The sequence below is a fragment of the Brevibacterium sp. LE-L genome (genome assembly GCF_050214925.1).
Lineage (GTDB): Bacteria > Actinomycetota > Actinomycetes > Actinomycetales > Brevibacteriaceae > Brevibacterium.
Genome location: NZ_CP189759.1, coordinates 962,078 through 987,034 on the forward strand (window position 1 = coordinate 962,078; position 24,957 = coordinate 987,034).

The 24,957-nt window shown below is 63.1% G+C and carries 26 protein-coding genes and 2 pseudogenes; 19 read left to right on the forward strand and 9 right to left on the reverse strand.

What is annotated here, in order from left to right:
- Positions 1 to 291 precede the first annotated feature (291 nt).
- The 6 genes from ACQE2J_RS04280 (at position 292) to ACQE2J_RS04305 (ending at position 4,107) form a co-directional block, all read left to right on the forward strand.
- A complete protein-coding gene (locus ACQE2J_RS04280) occupies positions 292 to 717 on the forward strand; it encodes a hypothetical protein (RefSeq protein ID WP_205751081.1) in 426 nt (141 codons plus the stop codon).
- Positions 714 to 1,307: a CypD family RiPP peptide-cysteine decarboxylase gene (locus ACQE2J_RS04285; RefSeq protein ID WP_101596871.1), complete on the forward strand. Its 594-nt coding sequence runs from the start codon at positions 714 to 716 to the stop codon at positions 1,305 to 1,307. The genes ACQE2J_RS04280 and ACQE2J_RS04285 overlap by 4 nt, the downstream gene beginning before the upstream one ends.
- A gap of 120 nt (positions 1,308 to 1,427) precedes the next feature.
- Positions 1,428 to 2,057 (forward strand): ABC transporter ATP-binding protein, encoded by a 630-nt coding sequence (locus ACQE2J_RS04290; protein WP_101556166.1) that lies wholly within the window; start codon positions 1,428 to 1,430, stop codon positions 2,055 to 2,057.
- A gap of 698 nt (positions 2,058 to 2,755) precedes the next feature.
- Positions 2,756 to 3,553: a hypothetical protein gene (locus ACQE2J_RS04295; protein ID WP_426937144.1), complete on the forward strand. Its 798-nt coding sequence runs from the start codon at positions 2,756 to 2,758 to the stop codon at positions 3,551 to 3,553.
- A 20-nt stretch (positions 3,554 to 3,573) separates the two neighbouring features.
- Complete coding sequence (locus ACQE2J_RS04300; RefSeq protein WP_101556170.1) at positions 3,574 to 3,897, forward strand: glycoside hydrolase domain-containing protein; 324 nt, start codon at positions 3,574 to 3,576, stop codon at positions 3,895 to 3,897.
- 66 nt (positions 3,898 to 3,963) lie between these two features.
- On the forward strand, positions 3,964 to 4,107 hold the full coding sequence (locus tag ACQE2J_RS04305; RefSeq protein WP_170286978.1) for a hypothetical protein: 144 nt from the start codon (positions 3,964 to 3,966) through the stop codon (positions 4,105 to 4,107).
- A 4-nt stretch (positions 4,108 to 4,111) separates the two neighbouring features.
- Here the strand turns inward: ACQE2J_RS04305 and ACQE2J_RS04310 are convergent, their stop codons facing one another.
- Positions 4,112 to 4,552 (reverse strand): hypothetical protein, encoded by a 441-nt coding sequence (locus ACQE2J_RS04310; protein WP_145998005.1) that lies wholly within the window; start codon positions 4,550 to 4,552, stop codon positions 4,112 to 4,114.
- A 536-nt stretch (positions 4,553 to 5,088) separates the two neighbouring features.
- Positions 5,089 to 6,378, reverse strand: coding sequence for an MFS transporter (locus tag ACQE2J_RS04315; RefSeq protein ID WP_426937145.1), 1,290 nt, complete (start codon positions 6,376 to 6,378; stop codon positions 5,089 to 5,091).
- Positions 6,379 to 6,528: 150 nt separating this feature from the next.
- Here ACQE2J_RS04315 and ACQE2J_RS04320 point away from each other — a divergent pair.
- The 4 genes and pseudogenes from ACQE2J_RS04320 to ACQE2J_RS04335 form a co-directional block, all read left to right on the forward strand.
- A pseudogene (locus ACQE2J_RS04320) lies at positions 6,529 to 6,678 on the forward strand (GmrSD restriction endonuclease domain-containing protein); the annotation flags it as partial.
- Between the two features lie 183 nt (positions 6,679 to 6,861).
- Positions 6,862 to 6,969, forward strand: a pseudogene (locus ACQE2J_RS04325) (excalibur calcium-binding domain-containing protein); the annotation flags it as partial.
- Between the two features lie 189 nt (positions 6,970 to 7,158).
- Positions 7,159 to 8,760 carry an AMP-binding protein gene (locus ACQE2J_RS04330; RefSeq protein WP_426937146.1) on the forward strand — a complete coding sequence of 534 codons (1,602 nt, stop codon included), beginning with the start codon at positions 7,159 to 7,161 and terminating at the stop codon, positions 8,758 to 8,760.
- Between the two features lie 54 nt (positions 8,761 to 8,814).
- Complete coding sequence (locus tag ACQE2J_RS04335) at positions 8,815 to 8,970, forward strand: hypothetical protein (RefSeq protein ID WP_426937147.1); 156 nt, start codon at positions 8,815 to 8,817, stop codon at positions 8,968 to 8,970.
- Positions 8,971 to 8,986: 16 nt separating this feature from the next.
- Here ACQE2J_RS04335 and ACQE2J_RS04340 read toward each other — a convergent pair whose 3' ends face one another.
- The 3 genes from ACQE2J_RS04340 to ACQE2J_RS04350 form a co-directional block, all read right to left on the reverse strand.
- Positions 8,987 to 9,400, reverse strand: a complete 414-nt coding sequence (locus ACQE2J_RS04340; protein WP_426937148.1) for a MarR family transcriptional regulator — start codon at positions 9,398 to 9,400, stop codon at positions 8,987 to 8,989.
- Between the two features lie 32 nt (positions 9,401 to 9,432).
- Positions 9,433 to 10,095, reverse strand: a complete 663-nt coding sequence (locus tag ACQE2J_RS04345; RefSeq protein ID WP_426937149.1) for an NAD(P)-dependent oxidoreductase — start codon at positions 10,093 to 10,095, stop codon at positions 9,433 to 9,435.
- A 126-nt stretch (positions 10,096 to 10,221) separates the two neighbouring features.
- Complete coding sequence (locus tag ACQE2J_RS04350) at positions 10,222 to 11,142, reverse strand: LysR family transcriptional regulator (RefSeq protein WP_426937150.1); 921 nt, start codon at positions 11,140 to 11,142, stop codon at positions 10,222 to 10,224.
- Positions 11,143 to 11,246: 104 nt separating this feature from the next.
- Here ACQE2J_RS04350 and ACQE2J_RS04355 point away from each other — a divergent pair, with 104 nt between their 5' ends.
- From ACQE2J_RS04355 to ACQE2J_RS04375, 5 genes are read left to right on the forward strand one after another with little or no spacing between them, the layout of a single operon-like run.
- On the forward strand, positions 11,247 to 12,827 hold the full coding sequence (locus ACQE2J_RS04355; RefSeq protein ID WP_426937151.1) for an aminotransferase class I/II-fold pyridoxal phosphate-dependent enzyme: 1,581 nt from the start codon (positions 11,247 to 11,249) through the stop codon (positions 12,825 to 12,827).
- Positions 12,820 to 14,526 carry an amidohydrolase gene (locus tag ACQE2J_RS04360; RefSeq protein WP_426937152.1) on the forward strand — a complete coding sequence of 569 codons (1,707 nt, stop codon included), beginning with the start codon at positions 12,820 to 12,822 and terminating at the stop codon, positions 14,524 to 14,526. Before ACQE2J_RS04355 ends, ACQE2J_RS04360 begins: the two co-directional genes overlap by 8 nt.
- 39 nt (positions 14,527 to 14,565) lie before the next feature.
- Positions 14,566 to 15,705 carry a M20 family metallopeptidase gene (locus ACQE2J_RS04365; RefSeq protein ID WP_426937153.1) on the forward strand — a complete coding sequence of 380 codons (1,140 nt, stop codon included), beginning with the start codon at positions 14,566 to 14,568 and terminating at the stop codon, positions 15,703 to 15,705.
- A gap of 51 nt (positions 15,706 to 15,756) precedes the next feature.
- Positions 15,757 to 15,957: a hypothetical protein gene (locus ACQE2J_RS04370; RefSeq protein WP_101572654.1), complete on the forward strand. Its 201-nt coding sequence runs from the start codon at positions 15,757 to 15,759 to the stop codon at positions 15,955 to 15,957.
- Positions 15,954 to 17,399 (forward strand): sodium:solute symporter family protein, encoded by a 1,446-nt coding sequence (locus ACQE2J_RS04375; protein WP_426937154.1) that lies wholly within the window; start codon positions 15,954 to 15,956, stop codon positions 17,397 to 17,399. The genes ACQE2J_RS04370 and ACQE2J_RS04375 overlap by 4 nt, the downstream gene beginning before the upstream one ends.
- A gap of 99 nt (positions 17,400 to 17,498) precedes the next feature.
- On the opposite strand, the gene ACQE2J_RS04380 is transcribed toward ACQE2J_RS04375, so the two are convergent.
- The gene (locus ACQE2J_RS04380) at positions 17,499 to 18,641 is read right to left on the reverse strand and encodes a calcium:proton antiporter (RefSeq protein ID WP_426937155.1); all 1,143 of its coding nucleotides are present in this window, start codon (positions 18,639 to 18,641) and stop codon (positions 17,499 to 17,501) included.
- Between the two features lie 183 nt (positions 18,642 to 18,824).
- Between ACQE2J_RS04380 and ACQE2J_RS04385 the strand changes: the two genes are divergently transcribed.
- Positions 18,825 to 19,007 (forward strand): hypothetical protein, encoded by a 183-nt coding sequence (locus ACQE2J_RS04385; protein ID WP_426937156.1) that lies wholly within the window; start codon positions 18,825 to 18,827, stop codon positions 19,005 to 19,007.
- A gap of 55 nt (positions 19,008 to 19,062) precedes the next feature.
- On the opposite strand, the gene ACQE2J_RS04390 is transcribed toward ACQE2J_RS04385, so the two are convergent.
- Complete coding sequence (locus ACQE2J_RS04390; RefSeq protein ID WP_426937157.1) at positions 19,063 to 20,595, reverse strand: MFS transporter; 1,533 nt, start codon at positions 20,593 to 20,595, stop codon at positions 19,063 to 19,065.
- Positions 20,596 to 20,701: 106 nt separating this feature from the next.
- Between ACQE2J_RS04390 and ACQE2J_RS04395 the strand changes: the two genes are divergently transcribed.
- A complete protein-coding gene (locus tag ACQE2J_RS04395) occupies positions 20,702 to 21,292 on the forward strand; it encodes a TetR-like C-terminal domain-containing protein (RefSeq protein WP_167854391.1) in 591 nt (196 codons plus the stop codon).
- On the opposite strand, the gene ACQE2J_RS04400 is transcribed toward ACQE2J_RS04395, so the two are convergent.
- On the reverse strand, positions 21,289 to 22,284 hold the full coding sequence (locus ACQE2J_RS04400) for a TetR/AcrR family transcriptional regulator C-terminal domain-containing protein (RefSeq protein ID WP_426937158.1): 996 nt from the start codon (positions 22,282 to 22,284) through the stop codon (positions 21,289 to 21,291). The genes ACQE2J_RS04395 and ACQE2J_RS04400 overlap by 4 nt on opposite strands.
- A 131-nt stretch (positions 22,285 to 22,415) precedes the next feature.
- Here ACQE2J_RS04400 and ACQE2J_RS04405 point away from each other — a divergent pair, with 131 nt between their 5' ends.
- Positions 22,416 to 23,630 carry an FAD-dependent monooxygenase gene (locus ACQE2J_RS04405; protein ID WP_426937159.1) on the forward strand — a complete coding sequence of 405 codons (1,215 nt, stop codon included), beginning with the start codon at positions 22,416 to 22,418 and terminating at the stop codon, positions 23,628 to 23,630.
- Between the two features lie 36 nt (positions 23,631 to 23,666).
- Here the strand turns inward: ACQE2J_RS04405 and ACQE2J_RS04410 are convergent, their stop codons facing one another.
- On the reverse strand, positions 23,667 to 24,221 hold the full coding sequence (locus ACQE2J_RS04410; RefSeq protein ID WP_426937160.1) for a hypothetical protein: 555 nt from the start codon (positions 24,219 to 24,221) through the stop codon (positions 23,667 to 23,669).
- 81 nt (positions 24,222 to 24,302) lie between these two features.
- Here ACQE2J_RS04410 and ACQE2J_RS04415 point away from each other — a divergent pair, with 81 nt between their 5' ends.
- Entirely contained in the window at positions 24,303 to 24,950 is a 648-nt protein-coding gene (locus ACQE2J_RS04415; protein ID WP_426937161.1) for a TetR/AcrR family transcriptional regulator, read from the forward strand.
- The last annotated feature ends 7 nt before the right edge of the window (positions 24,951 to 24,957 follow it).

The following is a 24,957-nucleotide window of genomic DNA, read 5'->3' on the forward strand; positions in this document are numbered from 1 at the left end:
CGTGTTGTCGTTGTCTCGGCTGAAAACGCCGACCAGCAGCGAGGTCTTGCGGATAAACTCTCTGCACCTTATGAACTCGTCGAAGAGTCGTCTCATCGGTCGATCATCGGCTATCAGTCTCATTCGAAGATTGTCGCGACTATCGTGAGGGAAGTCGTCAGTGGAATCTAACATTGTCAGCACTGCCCTTGGCATCGCTGCGATTGGGGCCATTGGGGCCCATGTCGCAGCTACAACACTGCAAAATACACCAGATTCTTACAACCTGGATATGCGTCCATACGTGGGAGGATGGACGGTGCCGGGCTGGAGGTTTTTCGCACCCAACCCGGCAACCAGAACGTACACGTTTTAGTGCGTACTCGCGACACTGAAGGAACACTGGTCAGCAATTGGAAAGATGTCACCCCACCCGTCCATCACAGTACTTTTAATGTCCTCATCAATCCACGAAGTCGCGGCCCGAAAGCGCTCTTCGATGCGATGCAACAGTTGACCGTGATGCGCGATAATTACGCGGGACTCGACTGGATCTTCAAAAGTCTCCCCTATGAACTGGTCGCAGATACCTGCCGGGGCCTATTACAGGACGCTGTTGGACCACGATTTCAATATCTACTGATGAATTATGTCCCATCGGCGCCCGAAAGCGAACGTATGCAGCCGATCCTCGTCTCGCAGTGGCTGGCCGTCAATGCTGAGGGGGTGACAGGATGACCACCGATGTCGGAGAATATGGCGTCTACGACGGTTCTGAGGTGCATCTGCACATCACAGGATCGATCGGAGCCGCGCTCGTTCCTTGGTGGATTCACTGGTTCAGGCATATCAATAAGGACGTCGTGGTGAACGCTTCTATCTCTCGAAGTGCCTCGCGTTTCGTGACGAAAGACGCGATCGTAGGTCTGTGCAACGGACAGGTATGGGAAGACGAGTGGGACGATGCTAAGAGTGAAGACTGGAGGGAAGGACGCACTGGAGACTCGGATTGCATTATTGTCTTCCCCGCCAGCTTAGACACTGTAATGCGACTGGCACAGGGACGCAGCGACTCGCCAGCTTTGACGATGATGCAGGTCACCCATCTGCCGATCATCCTGTGCGAAGCTTTACCCGGGATCAACTCTGTCATCGAGCATTGGCGAAATATTCTACTTGAACGGCCAAACGTGACTACCGCTCCGCCCGTCGTCGGGATCAAGGCCACGGACCGGGACTCTCAAGAGACTGGATTCAACCTCCCGGGTGCCATCGCCATGGCAAACGAGCTCATTGATGGAACACGTGAAGGTGACTGCGTTGATTGAAGCCCACGTCCGGCAACTCGCACCTCTTCATAGTCACGGTTTGCTTCAGGACGTTGGTTAGCAACCCAGAGGACATATTTTGTTACAACGAAACATTCAGGATGGTGGAACAGTCGCTTTATGATCGAACTCAATAACGTCAGTGTGTTTGCGGGCGAGGTACCTCTGTTGAGACCCACCACAGTCTCATTATCACAGGCAGAAGCTCTGGCGATCCGTGGTCACAACGGTTCTGGGAAGTCAACGTTGCTTCGTTTACTCGCAGGAGCCCTGCCTCCTACAGATGGTGAGGTTTTGATCAACGGAAGCGTGCCGGATACGAGAAGTCGAACTTTTCGCCGCACAGTCGCTGCCATGATCGGCCTTCCGCCGATGTCCTCGGACCTCACTGTCCGCGACCATGTCGCACTTGTGTCAACCACGTGGTTCCCGCGGTCTGCAGATGCTGACGATGTCACATCCAGCGTCCTCGACAAGCTCGGGCTATCACAACTATCCTTGCGCTTTCCTCATGAACTTTCGTCCGGACAACTCCAATTGTTCGGATTGAGTCTTGTGCTTGCGCGACCGTTCGACGTTCTGATCGTCGATGAACCCGAGCAACGACTTGATGATGAGCGCTTGGGTATTGTGTCTCATGTTCTTCAGGCACTGAGAAACGATGGCGTCACCGTTGTGGTGGCCACGCACAGCTCTCGTCTGGCTGATGACCTGGGAGACCGTGTCCTCAGTCTGGATGTAACGACGTGAGGTCGCAGTACTCCGCGGCGATGTCGATCTGGAGAAACAGGACGGTTGACAGCGACCACCCCGAACCTCGGCGCGACGTGGGGTTCATTATCTACGCTGTGATTCTACTGTCTGTTATTTGTCTAGTACCCATAATTCGTCTTCTATTCCTATCCCTGGTTTCATCGACTGCCAGTGCAGTTCTCGCTTCACCAGTGGCAGAGCGAACGGCGTTCGCAGTCGCCGTGATTGTTTGCGTGGCCGCCCTTTGGGGTGGCCGGTTTCAGGGCCCCGCGACCCTGCCCCCATTTCTCACATATGCGCTTGCCGGTAGTGAGATTCCTCGACTCACAACGTATCGGCGCCCGCTATCAATCGCGGCGTTGTGCGTGTTGGGGATGTTGATAGCGGCCTCCATTTTGGTCGCAACCAGTATGTGGACGACTGGCATCATCTCTGCCCTGGACGCGGCACTGGTCGTGGTGTCTTGGCTCTGCACTGCCATCGTCGTCTTTTGTCTTTGGGTCACGAGCCAAACTTTTCCGCGAGCTTCCGCTGTGGCCGCCTCTGTATTGCTGGCTGTGGGCGGTTGTGTTCTGTTCGTCCCTGGCGCGTGGCAAGCATGGCCGGCAGAGATCTTGTCCAGTGGCCCAGGGGCGGCCATCGCGTTGATAGCTTGGGCAGCGTTTGTTGTGGTCGGAGTATGTTGCATACCTCGCATGCTGGAAACTCAGCAATTTGACGATCTGCTCAAACGCTCTATTCGCTTGGCGCAAGCACAAGCGCAGGTGTTCATCATGGAGTTTGGCCAAGCTTCCTCAATCTATCGAGAACCTCCACGGCTGCTACGAACGATGAAAGCGGTGCGGCCGTCGCGACATGTCTGGATCACCATCGCCAGAAGTGATTTGTACGCGTCATTGAGAAGTCCAATCCGACTATTGACCAGCCTCGTTTGCGTCTTTGGTACCGGTTTGCTTGTGGGGTTCGGATCGTCCCTGGGGCCCTTGGCAGCGCCTCTCGGGCTAGGCGCCGGTGCGTTGAGCTATATGGGCGTAGGCCCTCTTGCCGATGGTCTTCGACACGGTGCCGCACAAGTCTCAGATCTGCCTCTGTACGGTATCAGTGATCGGTTTCTCATTAGTGTTCATGTGATCTTTCCGATCTTCGTCAGTGCTGTCGTCGCCACGATCGGTGGTTTGATCGGTGTGCAGCTGACTAGCGGATCGATTCTTCAGGTATTGGTGTCCACGGTCAGTTTGTCAGTCCTGACAGTTGCCTCCATTCTCATGAGCGCATTGAAAGGTCCGATGCCGGTCCAATTCCTCGCATCGGTTCCTTCGCCAATGGGGGATCCGATGGTGCTGACGAGAGCCATGTGGGCCCTCGACGGTTTGCTTACAGCTATAGCGGCAGGGGTTGCCGTATCAGCGCTCTCGACTGCCCCTGTCTTGATGATTGTTGTCGCAGTCATCCCCTTGGTCCTTATTGCTCGCCGATGGCGCTATCGCGGCTAAAGCCCCGCATCCAACGTCGCATGAAAGGTTGCCGGCTTCTTGAAAGCGGCGAGGTCGGCTTCGGAATCGCGCCGATCTGGCAGACGTCTGCGAACGATGCCGCGTACTTCATTTCAGGCCGCGGAACAACCGACGCGCAGGCTGCCCACACGCGGGCAGAGGCTCTCGGCATCCCGGGCAACGTCAACATCTATTTCGCTGTCGACTTCGGCGCTTTCGGTGACACGATCGACGATCTGATCGTGCCCTACTTCCAGGAGCTCGATGCCGAGACCACAGCGCTTGGCGGGAACCCGATCGGCGTCTATGGGCCGCGGGCAGTCTGCAATCGGATGGAACAGTAGGGCCTGGGGTCTGCGAGTTACGTCGGCAACTTGTCGTACGGGTGGACGGGGAACCTCGGACAGCCGATGCCGGATAACTGGGCGATCGATCAGTTCTTCGAGTTCGAGCCCACGTTCCACGACGACGGCAACTCGGCCGGGACGAAGGGTGTCGACCAGCTCATTCACAACCCCTACAACGGACAGCTGTGGTACCCGGAGGCCAGTTGAACACTCAGCGGTTCTTGAAATAGAACTGCAGATCGTCGAAAGCGGGAGCCCGCCTTGGTGCTGTGGCTCTCTCGCTCTCGACGCGTTCGGGACGCTTCACGTAGCGGTCCGCCATCCCTTCGATATGCGCCTGGCGAATGTCTAGAAGGGCGCGGCCGAAGCCGTCGCTGTCGAAGAAATCATCATCGGACTTGACCTCCCAAATTGATGCAGACAATCCGTCGCCTGCATCGCGAGCACCGATGAAACGTACGTCGGTGTCAAGAGGGGACTCGCAAGTGGTGAATCCGTTCTTGCGTTCTGTTCGTTGGAACGTGAAGCTGGTTAAGTCATCTCCTTTTAGCGGCAAATTCGAGCTCTTCAGCGCGACGATGATGAGGCGTTTCGGATCGAAGTCGTGTGAGTAGTTCTCCCAACCGTCGCCTTTGCTGTCGTCATAGCTCACGTCATCCATGTCTGGGTCGCCTGCGAACACACGCGAAATGTTGACGTTGACGCTGCCGCTGTCTGTCCACACTGGCTGTCGTAAGCCGTCACCGGAGTTCGCACAAGCGTTCGCAGGCGTGCTTGAAGCTGGTTGTTCCGGAATGGGTTTGGCGTACGTCCGCTCCTCTGTCGACTCCGGTCCTTCGATGGGCGGGCCATTTGTCTGCGGAGTGCATCCTGCGAGTAGCGCAGTCGCACATGCCAGTGCCGCGAATCCAAGACTTGTTGTTCTTCGTTTCCGCATATCTTTCTATTCTGTTGGGCAACCGGGACCGAGGAGAGTCGTCAGATTTTGCACATCCAGACGATGAGCATCTTGAGTCCAAACCGCAGTTCGTCGCCGAACGGATTTACCAGGAGCACTTCGATTCGAAGTGAGCCGAAAGCCGGCCGAGCGCGATCAGTCAGCTTCCGATATCTAAGTCTTAGCCAGTTTAGCCCTCGGCATGGGTGATCAGCCGAGGGTTGACCAAAAAGCGTACTGGGATCTCCTGATCAAAGTACCTCCCACTCGGACGGCAAGGTTCGTTGAGAACGCAACGGTGATAGGAACAAGGACACGACGCCGAGAAAGATGCACGCCACGGCGAAGAACAGCGCATTTCCGTTACCGATCCACGTGGCGAGAGCTCCCCCAGCCAACGCGCCCAGCGGTACTGAACCGTATATGACGAAGCGTTGGGCACTGGTCACGCGGCCGAGCATGGAATTCGGGGTCACGCGCGCGACGATACCGCTGGTGCTGATGCCGTACGTGACGATGATGAAGCCAATCAAGAACTCCACGATGCAAACCAGTGCGAACGCTGGCAGTGGGATGATCGGGGTTAGCGGTGCAAGCACGAAAGCGATTGCGAGGCAGCAGACCGCAACTACGATCGTGCGGATCTCTCCCCACAGATTCATGAGTCTCAGCCCGATTAGTGACCCCGCAATGCCGCCGACTGCCCCGATCGACACTGCCAACCCCATCTGGCTGGCGGTGAGGCCAAGATCGCGCAGAATGAAGACCGGATAAATTGCGTTGATCAATCCAGCACCGAGATTGACTGTTCCCGCGGTGATGATGAAAGTACGCAACACAACGTTCGTTCCCACGTAACGAAGCCCAGCAGTCATGGAAGACCAGAACCTCTCCCGCTTCTGTGAGGTTGCCGGTGGATCGGTGGCTTTGATCGTGGACACGAGGCAGGCTGTGATCAGACTCGCCACAGTAGAGACCACATACAGCAACGGTGCTGAGATGATCTTAAGTAGTGCGCCAGCGGCACCGGGAGCGATAATTCCTGCCGTGTTGTCAGAAATACTTAGGCGCGCGTTTGCCTCCGAGACGCGGTCGCGGCCGACTAACGTCGGCAACACTGCGGTGTGGGCAACATCGAAGAAGAGCGAAGAAATACTGAGTAGTGGGGCCATGATGATCAGTTGAATGACTGTCAGATTATGGAATGCGAATGCCACGGGCACGGAGGCAACAACGATGGTCTGCAGTGAGGCAAAGCCGACTAGCACCCATTTGCGCGACCATTGATCAATCCACACACCGGCGGGAATGCCGAAGAAGAGATATGCACTGCGAGACAACGCGGCGATGAGTCCAACTTCAAACGCCGAAGCGTTGAGGAACACGACGGCGGTGATGCTTAACGCGAAGGTGGTGACCTGGTTGCCCATGTCGCCGGCAAAATTGGCCAGCCACAATCGTCGAAAAATGGGATTCTTCAAAACAGGAGGTGACGCTCGGCCATGTTCATCTGGTTCGCTGGCGGCGTCGACAGGAGTCATATGCCCCTTATACCGCGAACCCCACGCCCTGCCCAGGATTCCGCGAGATCAACCGGTTATGCAATCTATTCATGCATTCTCGATGTAAGCCATCAGAGATCTCTACAGGTGAGGAACTCCGAGCCATCTGATATCGGAGCTTCCCGATAGAAGGGCGACGGCGACGCCGCAACCTGGCTGCCGCCGAACAAGAGCTACCGCTGCGAATACGTCGCCCGACAGATCGCCGTCAAACACAAATACGGGCTGTGGGTGGTCAAAGCGGAGAAGGACGCCATGCAGCGTGTGCTGAGCAGATGCGACGACCAGCCCGCCTTCACCGAGGATGTCGACTGGCCCGGTCCCGGTGACGGTGACAATGTCACCACGAAGGAAGAGACCCGCCCGGCGAAGCAGAAGTCCTCGAGTTCGGGGTCATCGGGCACAGGGGCGTCCGGTTCGGGGCCGTCGTCGAGCGGTTCGTCGAACTCGTCGACCCACTTCGAGAACTGCACGGCCGCGCGCGAAGCCGGTGCCGCACCTGTCCACCGCGGGGAACCCGGATACGGCTCGCACCTCGACCGGGACGGTGACGGAGTCGGCTGCGAATAGCCGAGACATCGCAGTCACCGGACGGAGCACGCACGGACAACGTCCACGCTGTCGATCGGCCTGTCGATCGGCCGCCTCGGCGAGGGTGGTGTGCACGCGATCACAGTCGCTCGGTAGTCTGAGGTCGAACACCGTCGCAGCTGCTCATGTCGACGGCCGCCACGATCACCGACGATGAGGAGACCGACCATGTCCGGACTGGATACCGCCCTGACTCCGCTGCGCTTCCTCGAGCGCTCCCTGGAAGCCCACCCCGACCGGGAGGCGATCGTCGACGGGCCCCGCCGCTTCACCTATCGCCAGATGGCTGAGACCGTGCAGAACCTCGCCGAGGGTCTCCGACGTCGCGGTCTCAGCGACGGTGACACCGTGGCCGTGCTCGCTCCCAACAGTGCTGAGGCGCTCATCGCCCACTACGCGGTTCCGCTGGCCGGTGGTGTACTCGTCATGCTCAACACGCGCCTGGCCCCGCCCGAGGTCGAGTACATCCTCGGCCACAGCGAGGTGAAGTTCCTCTTCGGCGATGCCGGACTCCTCCGACCGGTCATCGACGCCGGCGCGGCAGACTCGGTCGAAGCCATCGTCGTCCACCCGAACGAGGACGGAACCCCTGGCGAAGTGAGCGCCGCGGGTCTCAGCGTGGAGGCGTATTCCGAGTGGACCGCCTCGGCGCCGGAATCACCGCGGTCCTATGAAGTCGCGGACGAGACCACGACGATCACCGTCAACTACACCTCGGGCACAACGGGCAGGCCGAAGGGCGTGATGTATTCGCACCGCGGGGCGTATCTGAACTCGCTCGGAGAGGTCATCACGCAGGACTTCGCCCCGCTCACCCGATACCTGTGGACGCTGCCGATGTTCCACTGCAACGGCTGGTGCACGACCTGGGCACTGACCGCGGTATCGGGCACACACGTGTGCATCCGGGCCGTGCGCGGACCGGAGGCGTGGCGGCTCATCGACGAGGAGAACGTCACCCGCATGGCCGGCGCCCCAGTCGTGCTCAACACGATCGCCGGAGCCGGTGAAGCCCACGACCTCGGCGGCGCCCTGTCGATCACCACGGCCGGTGCACCGCCGTCGCCGACGACGATCGCGCTGCTCGAAGAGCTCGGCATCGAGGTCATCCACGTCTACGGACTCACCGAATCCTACGGCCCGTACTCCTCGTGCGAACCTCAGCCCGAATGGACCGGCCTGCCCGTCCAGGAGCGTGCAGCTCTGAAATCACGCCAGGGAATCGGCATGATCAGCGCCGACCGTATGCGCGTGGTCGAGCTGCGCGACGATGATGTGCTCACCGATGTGCCCCGCGACGGGACGACGATGGGTGAGATCATCATGCGCGGAAACAATGTCATGAAGGGCTACCTCAACGCCCCTGAAGCCACCGCCGAGGCGTTCCGCGGCGGCTGGTTCCACACCGGCGACCTCGCCGTCATGCACGAAGACGGCTACGTCCAGATCCTCGACCGTGCGAAGGACATCGTGATCTCCGGCGGTGAGAACATCTCCACGATCGAGGTCGAGCAGGCCATCGTCGCCCACGAATCCGTCGCCGAGGCGGCCGTCGTCGGCATGCCCGATGACAAGTGGGGGCAGCGCCCGCTCGCCTACGTCGTGCTCAAAGACGACGCCGACGTGGCCGAAGACGACCTCATCGCCTTCGTCAAGACCCGGATCGCCTCCTATAAGGCACCGGCCGGCATCGAACTCGTCGCTGAGCTGCCGACGACCTCGACCGGCAAGATCCGCAAGAACGCCCTGCGGGAGCGGGCGCAGGGATAGGTCCGGCCCGCCCGTGCTGGGGCGGAGGAAGTCGGTGGTGTTGTGGACGCCGCCGTGGACGACGCCCCATGGGGGGTGGTCCTCACCGAGGTGGCTGTGACCTCGGCGACGGTGAGTCCGATGGCGGCGACGAACCGACTCGACCCCTCCAAAGAGACTCCGGCCAGTGATGTGTCCTGTGTGCTCATGGTGCGCATTCGTCCTGGCTGAATATTCTTCAGTCAGCCTACAGAAGCGGCGGCGTGATGTCGGACGAAGCCTGTCGCGTGACGGCGGCGACCTCGTGGAGCACCTCGGCAAGTCTCTTTCGGTCGTGGGAAGAGAGCCTCTTCATCAGGTCGGTCGACGCTTCGTCGACGGGGGCATAGAGTTCGCGCAGCTCAGCGAAGCGGGTCGAGGGAGTAAGCCGAGCCGAGCGCCCGTCTTCGGGGTGGCTGTCGCGAATGAGCCATCCGTCTTTGACCAGCCGCGACAGGATCCCTGTCAGGGTGGCGCGGTGATAGCCGGTCCGGTCGGACAGGTACGAGGGCGTGCACGGACCATCCCGGTCGATAATGTCGAGAATATCGAGGTCGCGGGGGTTGAGTCCGGCGGCCATCGCCACTCTGTCGTTGACGATGCGCAGCTCGATGCGCAGCATTCGAACGGCTTCTCGGAGACTGTCCGCGTCGCTCAACGCTTCCGCCTTCTGACGTCGGTTGTCGGAGCAACGACCGAACGCGAATATTCATTGCCGGGCAGCAGACTGACCATGGCGGCGGCCAGATCGGGTCGAGAGGTGAATCCGCGTGTGGGGTTGCCGGGCTCGAGACGAAAGTCGGAGACGGCATCATCGTTGATCAGTCTTCCGGGTCGGACCACGGTCCAATCGATGTCGCGGACCGTCTGGAGATACTCCTCCATCGCCCGCATGTCGGCGTAGAGAGTTCTCCCGATGACTCCGCGTAGAAGAGGGAAGACCAGATGATCTGCGAACCAGTTCATGGGCGGAGGCGGATACGTCAGTCCGGCACTGACAACGATGAGCCGGCTGCTGCGCCCGCTGCTCCGCATGGCGTCGACGATGTGTCGGGTTCCTTCGGAATAGACGCTGATCGGTCGGCGGCTGTAGGCAGACCCGAGTGAGGAGATGACGGCGTCAGAGCCCGCGACCGCTTCAGCCACACCTGTGCCGGTGACGGCATCGGCGCAAACGGTATTCAGGCTGGGGTCGTCAGGCAGCGGGAGCGGGTCGGTGCGCCGGCTGACGGCGGTGACTGTGTGGCCGGCTTTCCTGGCTTCTCTGCATACCCAGAGGCCTGTTGGGCCGGCTGCGCCGAATACGCTGATGTGCATCTGAACCTCCTGGCAGCTCAGCTGGCGAACTATATAGTACGGAAAACATACTATATTTAGTATGAAAAACATAGTACTCTGCTGCGGTGGATACTGTGGCAGGATCGCCGAACGCGCCCCGGCTCCCTAGCTGAGCAGGCTCAGGCACTCGGTGATGATGCTCGAGAGCCGGCGGGTGTTCGCCGCGAGCTCGGAGCCGGCCGGACTCTGCGGAGTGGCCAGCAGGAGCGAGCGGGAGAAAGCAGGGTCTTCGATCGGCAGCAGGGCCACTCCCGGATGGGGGCCCATCGAGGCGAGCAGTGGGACGAGGCCGACGACCATCTCTGCGGCGATCATGCCGAGCATCACCGAGTAGTCGTCGGTGCGGAACTCGACCTCCAGCTGATGGCCGGCGGCCTTGAAAGCGTCGACGACGACGGTGTCGATCGGATCGTCCCGGGTCGCGCCGAGCAGCCAGTTCTCATCCTGCAGTCCGACCAGGGTCTCTACGTCGATCGATTCCCGACCCGCCAGAGGATGCGAGACCGGCAGCGCCAGCCGCATCGGCTCGCGGAACACCTCGGTCGTCCTCACCGTCTCGGTGAAGGGCAGATCATAGCCGGGTACCGAATAGAGCAGCACAGCATCGTACTCGTGCTGATTGACATGGGCGACGAGCTGGTAGATCTCCTCGAGTGTGCTGTCGATGTGCAGACCGGCGAGCTTCGACTTCTTGGCGATCGAGGGCAGCAGAGCCGAGGCGGCCGTGGGGAAGGTGCCGAACTTCACCCGCGTCAGACCGCTCTGCGCATGTGCGCGGACATCGTGCAGGGCCCGTTGCGACAGGGTGAGGATCCGCTGTGCCCTGTCGAGCATGATCTCCCCGGCCGTCGTCAGCGTCGATCCCTGCGTCGAGCGCTCGACCAAAGGGGTGCCGCAGAGTCGGTCGAGGTTGCGCAGATGGTAGTCGACCGAAGGCTGACTCCAGCCCAGCTGCTTGGCCGCGCGGGCGACCGAGCCCTTCTGAGCCACCGCGGTCAGGGCCTTCATCTGACGAAGATCGAGCATGCCCCGATACTACGCGGTTCGAGCTCTTGGCTCCATACGGTATATGGAGCGAGCCAGAGATCTGGGGGATTCCTCCCACGGATCTGATGCGTGACGATAGCCCTATGTTGGAATCGCTCACGGATACCTCACGCCCGCAGCACCGCCTCGGGGATCACCGCTACCGTCTCGACCAGGATCAGGCTCCGTACTCGGATGCCCTGAGAGCGCTGGCCTCACGCGATTCGATCAAACTCATGGTGCCCGGTCACGGCGGCACCGACGCCGGCACCAGCGACCTGCTGACCGACTTCATCGGCGAGAAGGCCGTGAGCCTCGACGTGCCCATGCTGCTCGAGGGCATCGACCTCGAGGACGACTCTCCCTTTGCCGACTCGCTGGCACTGGCCGCCGATGCCTGGGGAGCCCGCCGCACCTGGTTCCTCACCAACGGCGCCTCCCAGGCCAACCGCACCGTCGCGCTCGCCATCGCCGGCCTCGGCGAGAACGTCATCGCCCAGCGCAGTGCGCATTCGAGTTTCAGCGACGGCGTCGTGCTCGCCGGCCTCCACTCCAGCTATGTCCTGCCCTCCGTCGACTCCTCCAATGGGATCGCCCACGGTGTCTCTGCTGCCTCCCTTGACGCTGCCATGAGTCTGGCCGAGTGTGAAGGCCGTCCCGCCTCGGCGGCCTACATCGTCTCCCCGAGCTACTTCGGCTCTGTCGCCGATGTCCACGGTTTGTCCGAGGTCGCCCACGCTCACGGGGCGCCGCTCATCGTCGACGGCGCCTGGGGCCCGCACTTCGGATTCCACCCGAGCCTGCCCGAATCCCCGGCCCGCCTCGGCGCCGACCTCGTCGTCTCAAGCACCCACAAGCTCGCCGGGTCGCTCACTCAATCGGCGATGCTCCACCTCGGCGAAGGACCCTTCGCCGAGGTGCTCGAACCTCTCATCGCCCGCGCGCTGACGATGACGGCCTCGACCTCCTCCTCGGCGCTGCTCATGGGCTCGCTCGACGTCGCTCGGCGCGCCCTGGCCACGGGTGAAGACAGGATCGGCCGGTCGATCGACACGGCGATCCGCTTCCGCGAGCTGATCGAGACCGATGAGCGCCTCGCCGACGTCGGCGAGGGCTTCGGCGACTTCCCCGACATCGCCGAGACCGATCTCCTCCGTGTACCCATCGACCTCTCCGGCACCGGCATCAGCGCCCATTGGGTCCGCAACAGGCTGATGACCGAGCACGATATGTACTTCGAGATGTCGACCGACACCACGCTCGTCGCCGTCATCGGCGCCGGCAAGACGCCCGACGTCGACGCCGTCTTCGCCACCCTTGTCCAAGTCATTGCATCGCCTGAGGGTCGGGCCGAAGCCGCGAAAGGAAACGCGCAGATGGACTTCCCGGAGCTGCCCGCTCCTGGACGGATGCGCGTGCGCCCGCGGGAGGGGTACTTCGCCGCCACTGAGCTCGTGCCCGCAGCCGAGGCCGTGGGCCGGATCTCCGCGGACTCGCTGGCCGCCTATCCGCCAGGGGTACCCAACGTCATGCCCGGCGAGGAGATCACCACCGAGGTGGTCGACTTCCTCAAAGCCGTCGCCGCCTCCCCGGCCGGCTTCGTCCGCGGAGCCGTGGACTCGGGCGTCGACAGCTTCCGGGTCCTCAGGAACTCGGCCGGTCAGGAGGACGACCCCCATGCTTGATCTGCTGCTCACCGATGCCCGAGTGCGCACCTTCGATCCGAACCGTCCCTGGGCCGAAGCAGTCGGTATCGCCGGCGGACGCATCGCCTACGTCGGCGATGCCGCGGACGCTCCCAACGCCCGTGAGACCCGCCGCCTCGGCGGCAATCTCCTCACCCCGGGCATCATCGACAGCCACAATCACCTGCTGCTCGGCTTCGACCCAGACGCAGTCAGCCTCGAGGGCGCGGAGACGCTTTCTGAGGTGCGTTCGCGCATCAGCCGCCTCGCTGCCGAACGCCCCGACCTCGACTGGGTCTGCGCGGAGAACGCCGTCTACTCGATCGTCGACGACCGCCGCCCCAATGCCGATGATCTCGCCGGGCTGACCGACCGGCCCATCTTCGTCACCACCTACGACCAGCACTCCGTGTGGCTCAACGACGCCGCCCTGACCCTCCTGGGCATCCACGACGGTGCGGGCATCGCCTGGGGACGGGCCGAACGGGATTCCTCGGGGCGTGCCACCGGCTGGGTCACTGACTTCTACACCTCGGCGATGACGAGCGCGGGCCTGGCCGCACTCCAACGCGACATCCCCATGTACTCGCCCGGGCGCCGATACAAGAAGATCCTCGGCAGCCTCGACATGGCCACCCGCTCGGGCATCACCACGGTCATCGAGCCGCAGGTTCCCGTGGCCGAGATCGGCCTGTTCGAACGCGCACTGAACGAAGGCCGGCTCTCCTCCCGCGTCGTCGCCGCCCTCTTCCACCCCGTCGACTCCGCCCCCGAATTCCGGAAGGAGCTGCGCACCGCTGTCGACGAGGCTCCGCGCAGTGACCGCCTGCGCTTCGGGCCGATCAAGCTCTACGCCGACGACGTCATCGAACCGCACACGGCCTGGATGCTCGAAGACTATGCCAACCGGCCCGGACTGCGCGGGCACCCCTCGGCCCCGATCGGCGAACTCAGCCGCATCGTCACCGAACTCGACCGCCTCGGCTTCCAGACCCACACCCATGCGACCGGCGACGGGGGAGTCCGGCTCGCCTTGGACGCCATCGCTGCGGCACAGGCGACCAACGGCTCCCGCGACCGGCGCCACGGGATCGTCCACGTCGAATGCCTCGACCCGGCTGATCTGCCGCGGTTCGCCGATCTCGGCATCACGGCCGCGATGCAGCCTCGTCATGCCTCTCCGGACCTCATCGAAGGCACCTGGATGGACAATGTCGGCGAGCAGCGCTGGGACCGCGCGTGGCGCGTGAAATCGCTCATGGACAGCGGAGCGCATGTGGCGCTGTCGAGCGACTGGCAGGTCGGGGAGATGGATCCGCTCGTCGGCATCTACTCGGCGCTGACCCGGGCGGGACTCGATGGGACCCGTTCGAGGACGCCCGATGAGATCATCACTCTCGACCAGGCTCTGTTCGGCTACACGCGCGAGGGGTCCTGGGCCTGGCATGCCGAGGATCGCCTCGGCGTCGTCCGCCCCGGCGCTGATGCCGACCTCGTCGCCTGGTCGGCCGATCTCTACGGGCTCGAACCCTCTGCTCTGCTCGAGCAGAGGGCTGACCTCACGATCGTCGGCGGACAGATCGTGCATGACACGGGGGCCACCGGCGGTGATCAGGCCGGGCCGGGGCTCAACCGCATCGACATCGCGGCCAAGACCCTCAACCCCGACCGCGGCTGTTCGGGACACGGGCGCCGATGATGGTAGTTTTTGCTGAATCGCTATTCAGTTAGGAGATCGATGTCGATCAAGGAGATGTGTCAGTGCAACGTCGAGGCCTCTGAAGAGGTCCTCCTCGGGATCAGCCACCGTATTCATGCCGACCCCGAGCTTGGATTCGAGGAAGTCAGGGCAGCCCAGCTGCTGAGCACCGCGCTCGAAGAACGGGGGTTCGTCCTCGAACGCGGACTCGCCGAGATGCCCACTGCATTCAAAGCTGCCCTCGGTGACGGGCCGCTCACCGTCGGCATCTGCGTCGAGTACGACGCCTTGCCGGGGATCGGTCACGCCTGCGGGCACAATGTCATCGCCGCGGCTGGGATGACTGCAGCCTTCGGGCTGGCGCCTCTGGTCGATGAACTGGGTATCACTCTCGTCGTTTTCGGCACCCCGGCCGAGGAGAACGGCGGAGGCAAGGTCCTCCTCCTCGAGGCCGGGGCCTTCGACGGCGTGGATCTGGCTATGATGGTCCACCCTTCGAACAAAGAACAGTCACGCACCCACTGCCTGGCGATCGGCGAGCTGCGGGTTCGCTTCATCGGCAAGAACGCTCATGCCTCTGCGGCCCCTTATGAAGGAATCAACGCCGCCGATGCTGCGACTCTGACTCAGGTGGCCGTTGGGCTGCTGCGGCAGCAGCTTCATCCCGGTGATCAGATTCATGGTTTCATCTCCCACGGGGGCGAAGCCGCCAACGTCATCCCCGCCGAGACCGAACTCGTCTTCAACTTCCGGTCCCCGAAGCTCGAGACTCTCAACCGCCTCGAGCAGCGCATCCGCGCCTGCGTCGAGGGTGCGGCGACGGCGACCGGCTGCCGGTTCGAGGCCGACAGCGATGCTCCGGCGTACTCGGAGTTCAACAACAACAATGTCCTCGCCGATCTCTACAAGGCCAACGCCGAGGCGCTGGGCCGGACCTTCGACCACGAGGACGACGCGTCACCGGTGGGGTCGACGGATATGGCCAACGTCTCGCGCATCGTCCCCGCCATCCATCCGATGCTCGACATCGACTGCGGATCGGCGGTCAACCACCAACCCGAGTTCGCCGCGCATTGCGTCAGCGCGCCCGCCGACCGCGCGGCGATCGAAGGCGGACTGTCCATGGCGTGGACGGTCATCGACGTCGCCACCGATGAGGAGGCTCGGCACAGCTTCTAGGCCGACCGTCAGCATTCGCTGGCGGACTGTATCGAACAAAGGAGTTCATCCGTGAAATATTGGCTCATCGGTTCGATCCCGTTCATCGGGGTCTTCCTCCTCACCTGGCTGCCGGCCATCAACGGCCCGCACGTGTGGTTCGGCATGCCGGCGATCTTCGTCTGGCTGACATTCTTCAGCACGATTCCGGTCACGGCGGTCCTCATCTACTTCGAGAAGACCCGCCGCGACCTCGGGGGTGACGACGAATGAGCACAACAGTCGTCGTCGGTCTCCTCGGCATGATCATCATCGCGGCCTTCGGTTTCATCGGGCGGCGCCGTCCGGTGAAGAACATCGAGGAATGGACCGTCGGCGGACGTAACTACGGCGTCCTCACCGCCTGGGTGCTCCAAGCGGGCGAAACATTCACCACCTTCACCTTCCTCGGCACCGTCGGTCTCGTCGTCTCCATCGGTGCTTCGGCGTTCTACTCGATCCCCTATGTCCCCTTGGCCTATATCGCGATGTACTGGGTCGGTCCGAAGATCTGGCGCAAAGCGAAGGAGCTGGGCTACCTGACGCAGGCGGACTTCCTGCGCGGCAGCTACAACAGCCCTACCCTCGGCTGGCTGGCCGCCTTCTTCGGCATCCTCTTCCTCCTGCCCTATCTGCAGCTGCAGATCACCGGGCTGGGCATCGTCATCTCGGTGGCCACGGGCGGGGAGATCAACGAGAACTACGCGATCGTGATGGCCTTCGTCCTCGTCATCGGCTTCGTTCTGTGGTCGGGCATCCGCGGAGTCGCGCTCACGTCCTACCTCAAAGACCTGCTGATGGTCGTCGTCGTCCTCGGCCTGACCTTCGTCGTGCCCTTCCACTTCCGCGGCGGCCTCGATTTTGGTGTGGAGGAGATCCTGGACTCCATGCCCGATCTGCTCTACGTCCAGCACGGAGAGACCGGCGTGGCCTGGGTCATCTCGAGCATGGCCATCAGCATCATCGGCGTGATGTTCTACGCCCTGCCCCACACCTGGCCGGCTCTGATGTCCGGACGCAGTGAGAAGGTCGTGCGGCAGAACCTCATTTACCTGCCCATCTACAACATGCTCGCCTGCATCCCGATGCTGCTCGGCTACACCGCGATCCTCGCGTTCGGGCTCAGTCAGGACGGGGATCTGGCCATGCTGAAGATGGCAGCGGCCTCACTGCCCGACTGGCTCACCGGCATCGTCCTCGTCGCCGCGGCGTCCACCGCCATGGTGCCCGGAGCTGCGCTGCTCAACGCCATCGCTCCCTTGGCCGTGCAGAACGTGTTCATGATCAAGGGCGAGAAGAACAAGATCGCCTACAACCGGATCTTCGTCGTCGTCTTCGGCCTCGGCGCCCTCATCTTCGCACTGGCGATGCCGAGCCTGCTGGGCATGATGCTCCTGCTGACCTACAGCGGTTCGACCCAGGTCGTTCCCGGCATCCTCGGGGCGGTGATTCCTCGGATCAAGCTCCACAAGGCTTCGGTCATCAGCGGACTGTGTTCGGGGCTGTTCATCGTCCTGCTGTTCACCTTCTCACCGATCCACGGTCCGAACATCAACGAGGGAATCAGCGGCCTGGTCGTCAACATTTTCGTCTTGGCCATCGTCGAGGTCGCGATCCGGGTTGCTCGTCCGCAGGTCCCGGTGGCCGTGCCTGAGAAGACCGAAGAGGTTGTCTGACCGACTGCTGCCGCTGCACCGCACCATGAACACGCTCATGGTGCGGTGCAGCGGACTGTCTCCAGTGCTGCGCTCAGCAGGCGGTAAAGCAGCGAAGGCTCACGCGAAGATCGCGAGACCGAAGACCGTGAAGACGACGAGCAGGGCGACTCCGTGGATGGCCGTCACCCGTCTGCCCGCGAACGCAATGGTCGAGACCAGAAGGGTGATCGCGAGCAGGGCCAGGTTGATCGGCGATTCGGCGAGCACGATCTGCTGATCGGTGAGCATGCCGATGACGAGCACCGTCGGAATCGTCAGCCCCACCGTCGAGACCTGCGCCCCATGGCAGAGGTTGCTCACGCGCTGGATTTCGCCGTTCCATGCCGCGCGCAGCGACGTCAGCGTCTCGGGCAGGAACACGATCATCGCGATGATCACCCCGGACAGGGCGACCGGAGCGCCGAGGCGGCCCAGCCCGTCGTCGAGGAGCGTGGCCATATCGTGGGACAGCAGCACGATCGGCAGAACAGTGGCCACAAGCAGGATCAGGCGGACGATGATCTCCACTCGATGGGTTGAGAGGATCTCGGCGATTGGCTGCGGTTCGTCGCCGGAGTTCTGCCGTTCGGGTTCGGCTCGGTTGGCCACCTCGGTGAATTCGTGGGACTGCGGACCCATCTGCCGGTAGAGGAAGAAGGCGTAGGCGGCGACGGTGATGACGATGATCGGAATCTCCTGCCACGTCTCGTAGCTGCCGTTCGAACCGATGAGGCCGGGCACGGCGAAGGCGAGGGCGGCGAAGACGACGATCATCACGAGGTAGGACGAGACACCCGTGCGGTTGTGCTCCATGGCTCCGTGGCGCAGCCCACCGATGAGCAGGCACAGGCCGACCACGGCTGCGAGGATGATCATTGACACCGCCATCACCGAATCGCGAGCGATCGTGGCGTGATCGCCGGGGCCGAGCAGGACAGCGGCGATGAGGATGACCTCGATGAGGCAGATCGAAATCGTCAGCACGAGCGAGCCATAGGGATCGCCGAGGCGGGTCGCGAGATGCTCGGCCTCGGTGACGACACCGAAGGCACAGATGAGGATGACCGCGATGATGACGATGAGCGCGGTGACGAGCACCGGCATGGGCACCGGGGGAGTGAGCAGGGAACCGAGCAGCTGCAGGGCGAGGAATGCGCCCCAGCCGAGGACGAGCCGAACGATCGCGGTCGGCGTGATGATGGTGCGGAGGGCGGCGGACATAAGAGAATCTCCCTGTCTCTGAGGCCGTCCTCATCGTGACTATCCAGCGACCGGGTCGTCCCGGTCGGTTCCTTCCAGTTTCAGGATATCCAAGCTGGTCAGTGCCCTCAAATCGGAGGTGTCCTCGGGTGCTCCGGCCGCACGCCCAAGCCGATGAGGCTCAGCGTTTGGAAAACGTGCGTGATGCGCGTCAGCAGGGACCGGCGGCAGCTGCATCGCGGCGCCGCAGCGACCATCGCTGGAGTCTTCGTCACCCGCTATGTCTATCGAATCGAGCCCATTGTCAGCATGAGCCGCCAGGAGATCGTCTACTTCGTCGCACCTGCGCTGCACGCGAGTCTCACCAAGAGACGCCTCGTCGATTGATCCGATCACTGGGGCCGGACCGCGTCGGAAAGAGTCTTGGCACACCGGAGGCCTGTCAGCGTGAGTCTGCGCGGGAGGGCAACGCAAGTCGAGTGATCGCCGCCCCTGCCAAGGCGATGCACGCCCCGAGCAGAGCGCACACGTGGAGGCCCGAGACGAATGCGGCATCCGAGGCGGCGATGATCGTCGCCGGGTCGGAGACGCTGGAACCTACCGTGCTGAGAGCGGCCTGAGTCGCTTGGATCGACGACGCCGCAGTCTCGCGCAGCTGTGCAGGCAGGTCGCCGAGGTGGCCCGTGACCTGCGAGCGGTAGACACTCGTGAGGATCGCCCCGAGCACAGCCGTGCCCAGAGCGCCGCCGATCTGCCGGAAGGTGTTGCTGGTTGCCGAAGCCGATCCCGCTCGCTGCCGGGGCACGGAGGCCATGATCGCCGATGAGGCCGAGGGCATGATGAAGGCGATCCCCACGCCGATGAGGAACAGGGCGGTCCCGACCTTCCAGAGCGAGCTGTCGACATCGAGGCTTGAGAAGAGTAGCAGTGCCGATGCCAGGGCGAGCATGCCGAATGCGCTGGTGGAACGCGGACCGTACTTCTGGGCGAGCCTCGGCGTCTGGGAGGAGAAGGCGAGCTGAGCGGCGGCGAGGGGAAGCATGAGCAGACCGGTGGCGATCACACTGAGGTGTCGGAGACTGAGGAGGTAGAACGCGATGACGAAGGTGGTTCCGAGCATCGAGAAGAACGCCAGGGTCATGACTGCGATCGATCCGGAGAACGCCCTCATACGGAACCAGCCGACTTCGATCAGGGGCGACGGGGCGCGACGCTCCCACATGATGAACGTGGCGAGAGCGATGCCGCCGCCGAGGGCAGGCAGCCAGACCCGGCTGCTTGCCCACTCGCCCGTATCTCCGCCGCGGATGATTCCGGCGACGAGCAGACCCATCCCCGCCATGGACAGAAGGATCCCGGGGACATCCACTCTGCCCGGTCGCGGATTGCGCGACTCGGGCACGAGCGCGGCCATAGCGATCACGGCGATGGCCACCAGGGGCACATTGATCAGGAAGATCGATCCCCACCGCAGATGGTCGAGAAGCAGGCCGCCGACGATCGGGCCCAATGCCACCGCAATCCCGACTCCACCCGACCAGATGCCGATGGCCTTCGGGCGCTCCTCGGAGCTGAAGGTGTGGGAGATGACCGCCAGTGTCGTCGGCGTGATGAGCGCGGCGGCCAAACCGAGCACCGTGCGGCCGCCGATGAGCATCGGGCCGTTCACTGAAAATGCGCACCACAACGAAGCCATGCCGAAGAGCGCCGTCCCGGCGAGCAGCACTCGTCGACGTCCGAGCCGGTCGGCGAGCATGCCTGCCGTGAGCATCATTCCGGCCATCACCAGCGTGTAGGCGTTGATCGACCACAGCAGCTCTCCCTGGCTCAACCCCAATCCGGCTGGTGCCGGCTGGGACAGGCGCTGCACGGCCACTCCCAGGATCGTGGTATCCATCTGGACGACTACGAGGCCGAGGATCAGCACTCCCAGGATCCACCACCGCCTCGGTGTCGGGGCATCGGTGTTCATCATTCGCACTCCAAAAGTCTAATGCAACATGTGTCGTGTTAATCATAGAGACCGGCATTCTCTAATGCAACACTCGTCGTGTTAGCCTGAAAAGATGCAGGCAGATTCAGTGACAGAGAGAACGGGCGGCCGCAGTGCGCGGGTGCGCGCCGCGGCGCTGCGAGCGGTCGCCGAGCTCCTCGACGAGCAATCGGCCGAAGAGATCACCACCGCCGAGGTCGCCCGTCGTTCAGGGGTGAATCGTTCGACCCTGCACCGACGGTGGGGCGGGGTCTCCGGGCTGCTCGCCGATCTCGCGTTCGAGCAGCTCGAGGAATCGAGTCCACTTCCCCCGGTGTCGGGAGACCTCCGGCAGGCGCTCCTCGAATGGGCCCGCAGGGTCATTGAGGCGCTCGAGTCCTATCCGCCCGGACACTCGCCCTTCATTGCAGGTCTCATGCGAGCGGCCCAGAGGGGCGGCGTCATCCCGGCCGAGGTCGTCAGGCCCCGCCTCGACTCGCTCGCCGATCTGCTCACCCAGGCGGCTGGTCGCGGCTGGCAGATGCGGTTGTCCGAGCGTGACCTCGTCGAGATCGTGCTGCTTCCGATCTACGCGGCGAAGCTTCTGAGCTCCGAGCCGTTGACCGACGACCTGGCGGTGCGTCTCGTCGATCGTTTCCTGCTGCTCAACGGCAGCGGCGAGACTTCCGCCGACTCCTAGCGCCGCCCTTCGCGGGGTGGCTGTTTCTGCGCTGCGAGTCCGACTTCTTTGCCGGGGCTCGGACCGATGCGGTCTGCGAGTCCCGCGATGAGCAGAGACAGGCTCCGTTCGAAGAGGAGATCCACATCGAGCTCGTAGCCTGAGTCGGCCAGAGCGGAGAGAGCTGGGTGTCGGCCGTCGGAGATGTGAGCGACGAGGTCGTTCCTGCGGGCATCGATCCAGGCGTCCGCGTCGATCCCTGTCTCTGACTCGGCGTCGATCTCGGGTTCGAGCAGGATCGCAATGCCGCGTGTCTGGGTGAACAGGACGATGTGAGCCTCGAACGCTTCTTCGGGGGCCATCCCCGCCTGTCTGAGGGTCTCGAGCGCCCATTCGGCGAAGCTCAGCGCGGCGGGAACCAGCTGGGGGCGGGTCACGGAGACGACCTGCGCCAGCCAGGGATGCGCCCGGAAGATCCGCCAGAGTTCACGGTGGCCGGCCGTGAGCCGCTCTCGCCATGACGGACTCCATCGGCCCGGATGCCACCCTCCCAGCGCGGAATCGATCATGCGCCGCTCGAACTCCTGACGATCCGACACGTGTCGGTACAGGGACTTCGGCACCGTCTGCAGAGCATGCGCCACACGGCGGATGGTCACAGCGTCCAAACCTTCGGCGTCGGCGACTGCGATGCCTGCTGCGACGATCCGATTCACGGCGATTGTCTTGGCGCGGGTGATCTCGGGAGGCGAATGTCGACCGTGTGCTCCGGCCGTCTGCTGCGTTGATCTTCCACCGATCGGGAGGCCGCTGGTGACGATGGTCCCGACTCCGGGCTCCGAGTGGGCGAGTCCCTCTGCGCGGAGCAGTGCGTGGGCTCTGCTGGCTGTGGCGATTGCGACATTCCAGGTGCGCGTGATTTCGCGCGCCGAAGGAAGCCGATCGCCAGCGGTCAGATCCCCGCTGAGGATCGACTCCCGCAGTTCGGCTGCGATATCGGCCGCGGACACCATGTCGATCGTCCTTCCGTACTAGAACACCACCGATCGTGCGGCGGTCGGAGGCCTGCTGCGAGCCGACGTGAGCGTCAGTGCACTAGTACATTATTGCCCTCGCTGCCGCCCTGTTCCTAGGGTCATCGACCATGAAGAGCAGACACATCCTCATCTCCGGGTGCAGCATCGCAGGCCTGACATGCGCGTACTGGCTGCGCAGATATGGTTTCACGGTGACGATCGTCGAGATCGCCGAGGCGCCGCGCAGCGGTGGTCAGGCGGTCGACCTGCGCGGGGCGGGCCGAACCGTGATCGAACGAATGGGACTGCTCGACGAGGCGCGCATGCGCAGCCTCGATCAGGAGGGCATTGCCTGGGTCGACGAGCACGGCAGGATCAGGGCCTCCATGGCGGCCGATGCCTTCGGGGGCGAGGGCTTCGTCTCTGAGATCGAGATCCTCCGCGGCGACCTCGTCGAGCTGCTTCAGGCGAGCGTGGATGGAGTCGACTGCCTTTTCGACGACTCGATCGTCGAACTGTCCCAGGACGCCGAAGGCGTCGACGTGGTCTTCCTCTCTGGGCGGCGTCAGCGCTTCGACTATGTCATCGGCGCCGACGGATTGCATTCGACTGTCCGCTCGCTTGCCTTCGCCGAGGAGGCTGATGTGGTCGAGCCGCTCGGGCTGTGCATCGCCTGGTTCACCGCTCCCGCGTTTGCCGACTGTCAGGGCTGGTATCACAATTACAATCGCCGGGGCGGACTTGCCGCTTCCATTCGCCCGGGCCGTCGGCCCGGAGAGTCGAAGGCGGCGCTGAGTTTCCGTGTTCGCTCGGGGGAGGGGGCCGGCATTGACCGGCACGATCGCCAGGGGCAGCTCGCACTGCTCAGAGAGCGGTTCGACGGGGCCGGATGGCACACCGGAGACCTTCTCACTGCAGCATCGAATGCTGAGGATTTCGCTTTCGATGAGCTCGGCCAGGTGAGAATGGATCGATGGTGGCAGGACAGATGTGCACTCATCGGTGACGCGGCGGCGGCTCCGAGCCCGCTGAGTGGATTGGGGACGAGCGTGGCGCTGGTCGGCGCCTATGTCCTGGCTGGACAGCTCGCGCGATGCCATGACCCTCGGCTCGCGGGTCGCATCTATGATCGCCTGGTTCGCCCGTACGCAGTCGAGTCCCAGGAGCTGCCAGGCGGAGGTGCGGGGTTCGCGCCCAGAAGCGATCTCGGCATCTGGCTGATGCGTACATCGATGCGGCTGGCCGGTCGGTGGCCGCTGCGCGACTTGCTGGCGAGGCAGTTCGCGAAATCCGCCGACATCGTCCTGCCCGACTATTCCGACTGCCGCGTTGTCGATGGGTGAGGTGGTCGCGGTCGCCCTGGCATCGTCGCGGTGGTCTCAGCGTCGACGTTCGCGGTCGAGCAGCTGAGACAGCTGCGAACTCAAGTCGTCGACCCGGCTCTGCGAGTTCTTCTGGCCTCCCGAGGGGCGCTGGCTGAAGGGAATGCCCGAGCGCAGACCACGCCACCCGCAGGTGATCGCCTCGCCCAGCAGGCTCAGGCCGATGCTCAGGGTCATCGGACGAACCGCCTCCTCGGCGCCGATGGCATGGGCGCCGAAGTGCAGGCCCAGGCCCGCCGCGAGGCTGAGAGCCCACACGATCAGGGTCTTCGCTGTGTACTTCTGATGCAGCGTCCCATCCCTGGCGAACAGGGTGGTCGAGGCGCCGCGGAGCATGCCGAAACCGATGCCGACGACGATCGAGGCGGCGAGAAAGATGATGTTCGCCGACGTCCAATGCGTGAAGCCCCACAGCTCCTTGGCCGAGAGTGCCAGCAGGATGACTGGAGGCACTGCGAGGTCCCTCGCGTCGACGGGCTCACCGCGGAACCGTCGGACGATGACGACGATGATGATGACGATGACGGCAATGGCGATCAGTGCTGCACGCATGGCAGGTCTGCCTTTCCTTGATATAGCAGAAGCGTGCTAAAAAGATACCACGATGTAGCAGGAGTGTGCTATAAAAGATCTATGCCGAAGTTCGTCGATCCCGCCCACCGCCGCGAAGTCATCGCCGATGCCGTCTTCGACATCGTTCTCAGCCACGGATTCTCGAAGGTGTCTCTGCGGGCGATCGCCGAGGAGACCGGACTGGCGATCGGATCGATCCGCCATTACTTCACAACCGCCGAAGGTATCGTCCGATTCGCCCTCGAGACGCTGGTCGAACGGGTGAGCTCACGGCTGGAAGAGCGGCTGGAGGCTCTGCTGCCCGCGCTCGAGTCCGGGACGCTCAGCAGCGATGAGGCGAAGGCCAGGACAACCGACTTCCTCGCCGAACTGCTCCCGCTCGATAGCGTGCGTCGTCGGGAGTCGGTGGTGTGGCTCGCCTTCGAGGAGGAGGCGCGCACGCAGCCGGATCTCGCCGACGTCTTCGAGACCTCGGTACGTGGGACCCGCGCACTCATGGCTCGCACCCTGGAGAATATGGGCCGGCGCGGCGTCCTGCGTGCCGATCTCGACCTCGAACTCGAAGCCGATTCGCTCGCCGCGCTCATCGATGGGTTGACGCTGCGCTCGACCCTGCACCCGGACGTGCTTACGCCCGACCGTGCCAAGGTCGTGCTCTCTGCGCATCTTGAAGGGCTGAGGGGCGAAGTCTCAGTCGCCCGTCGATAGTGCGCGG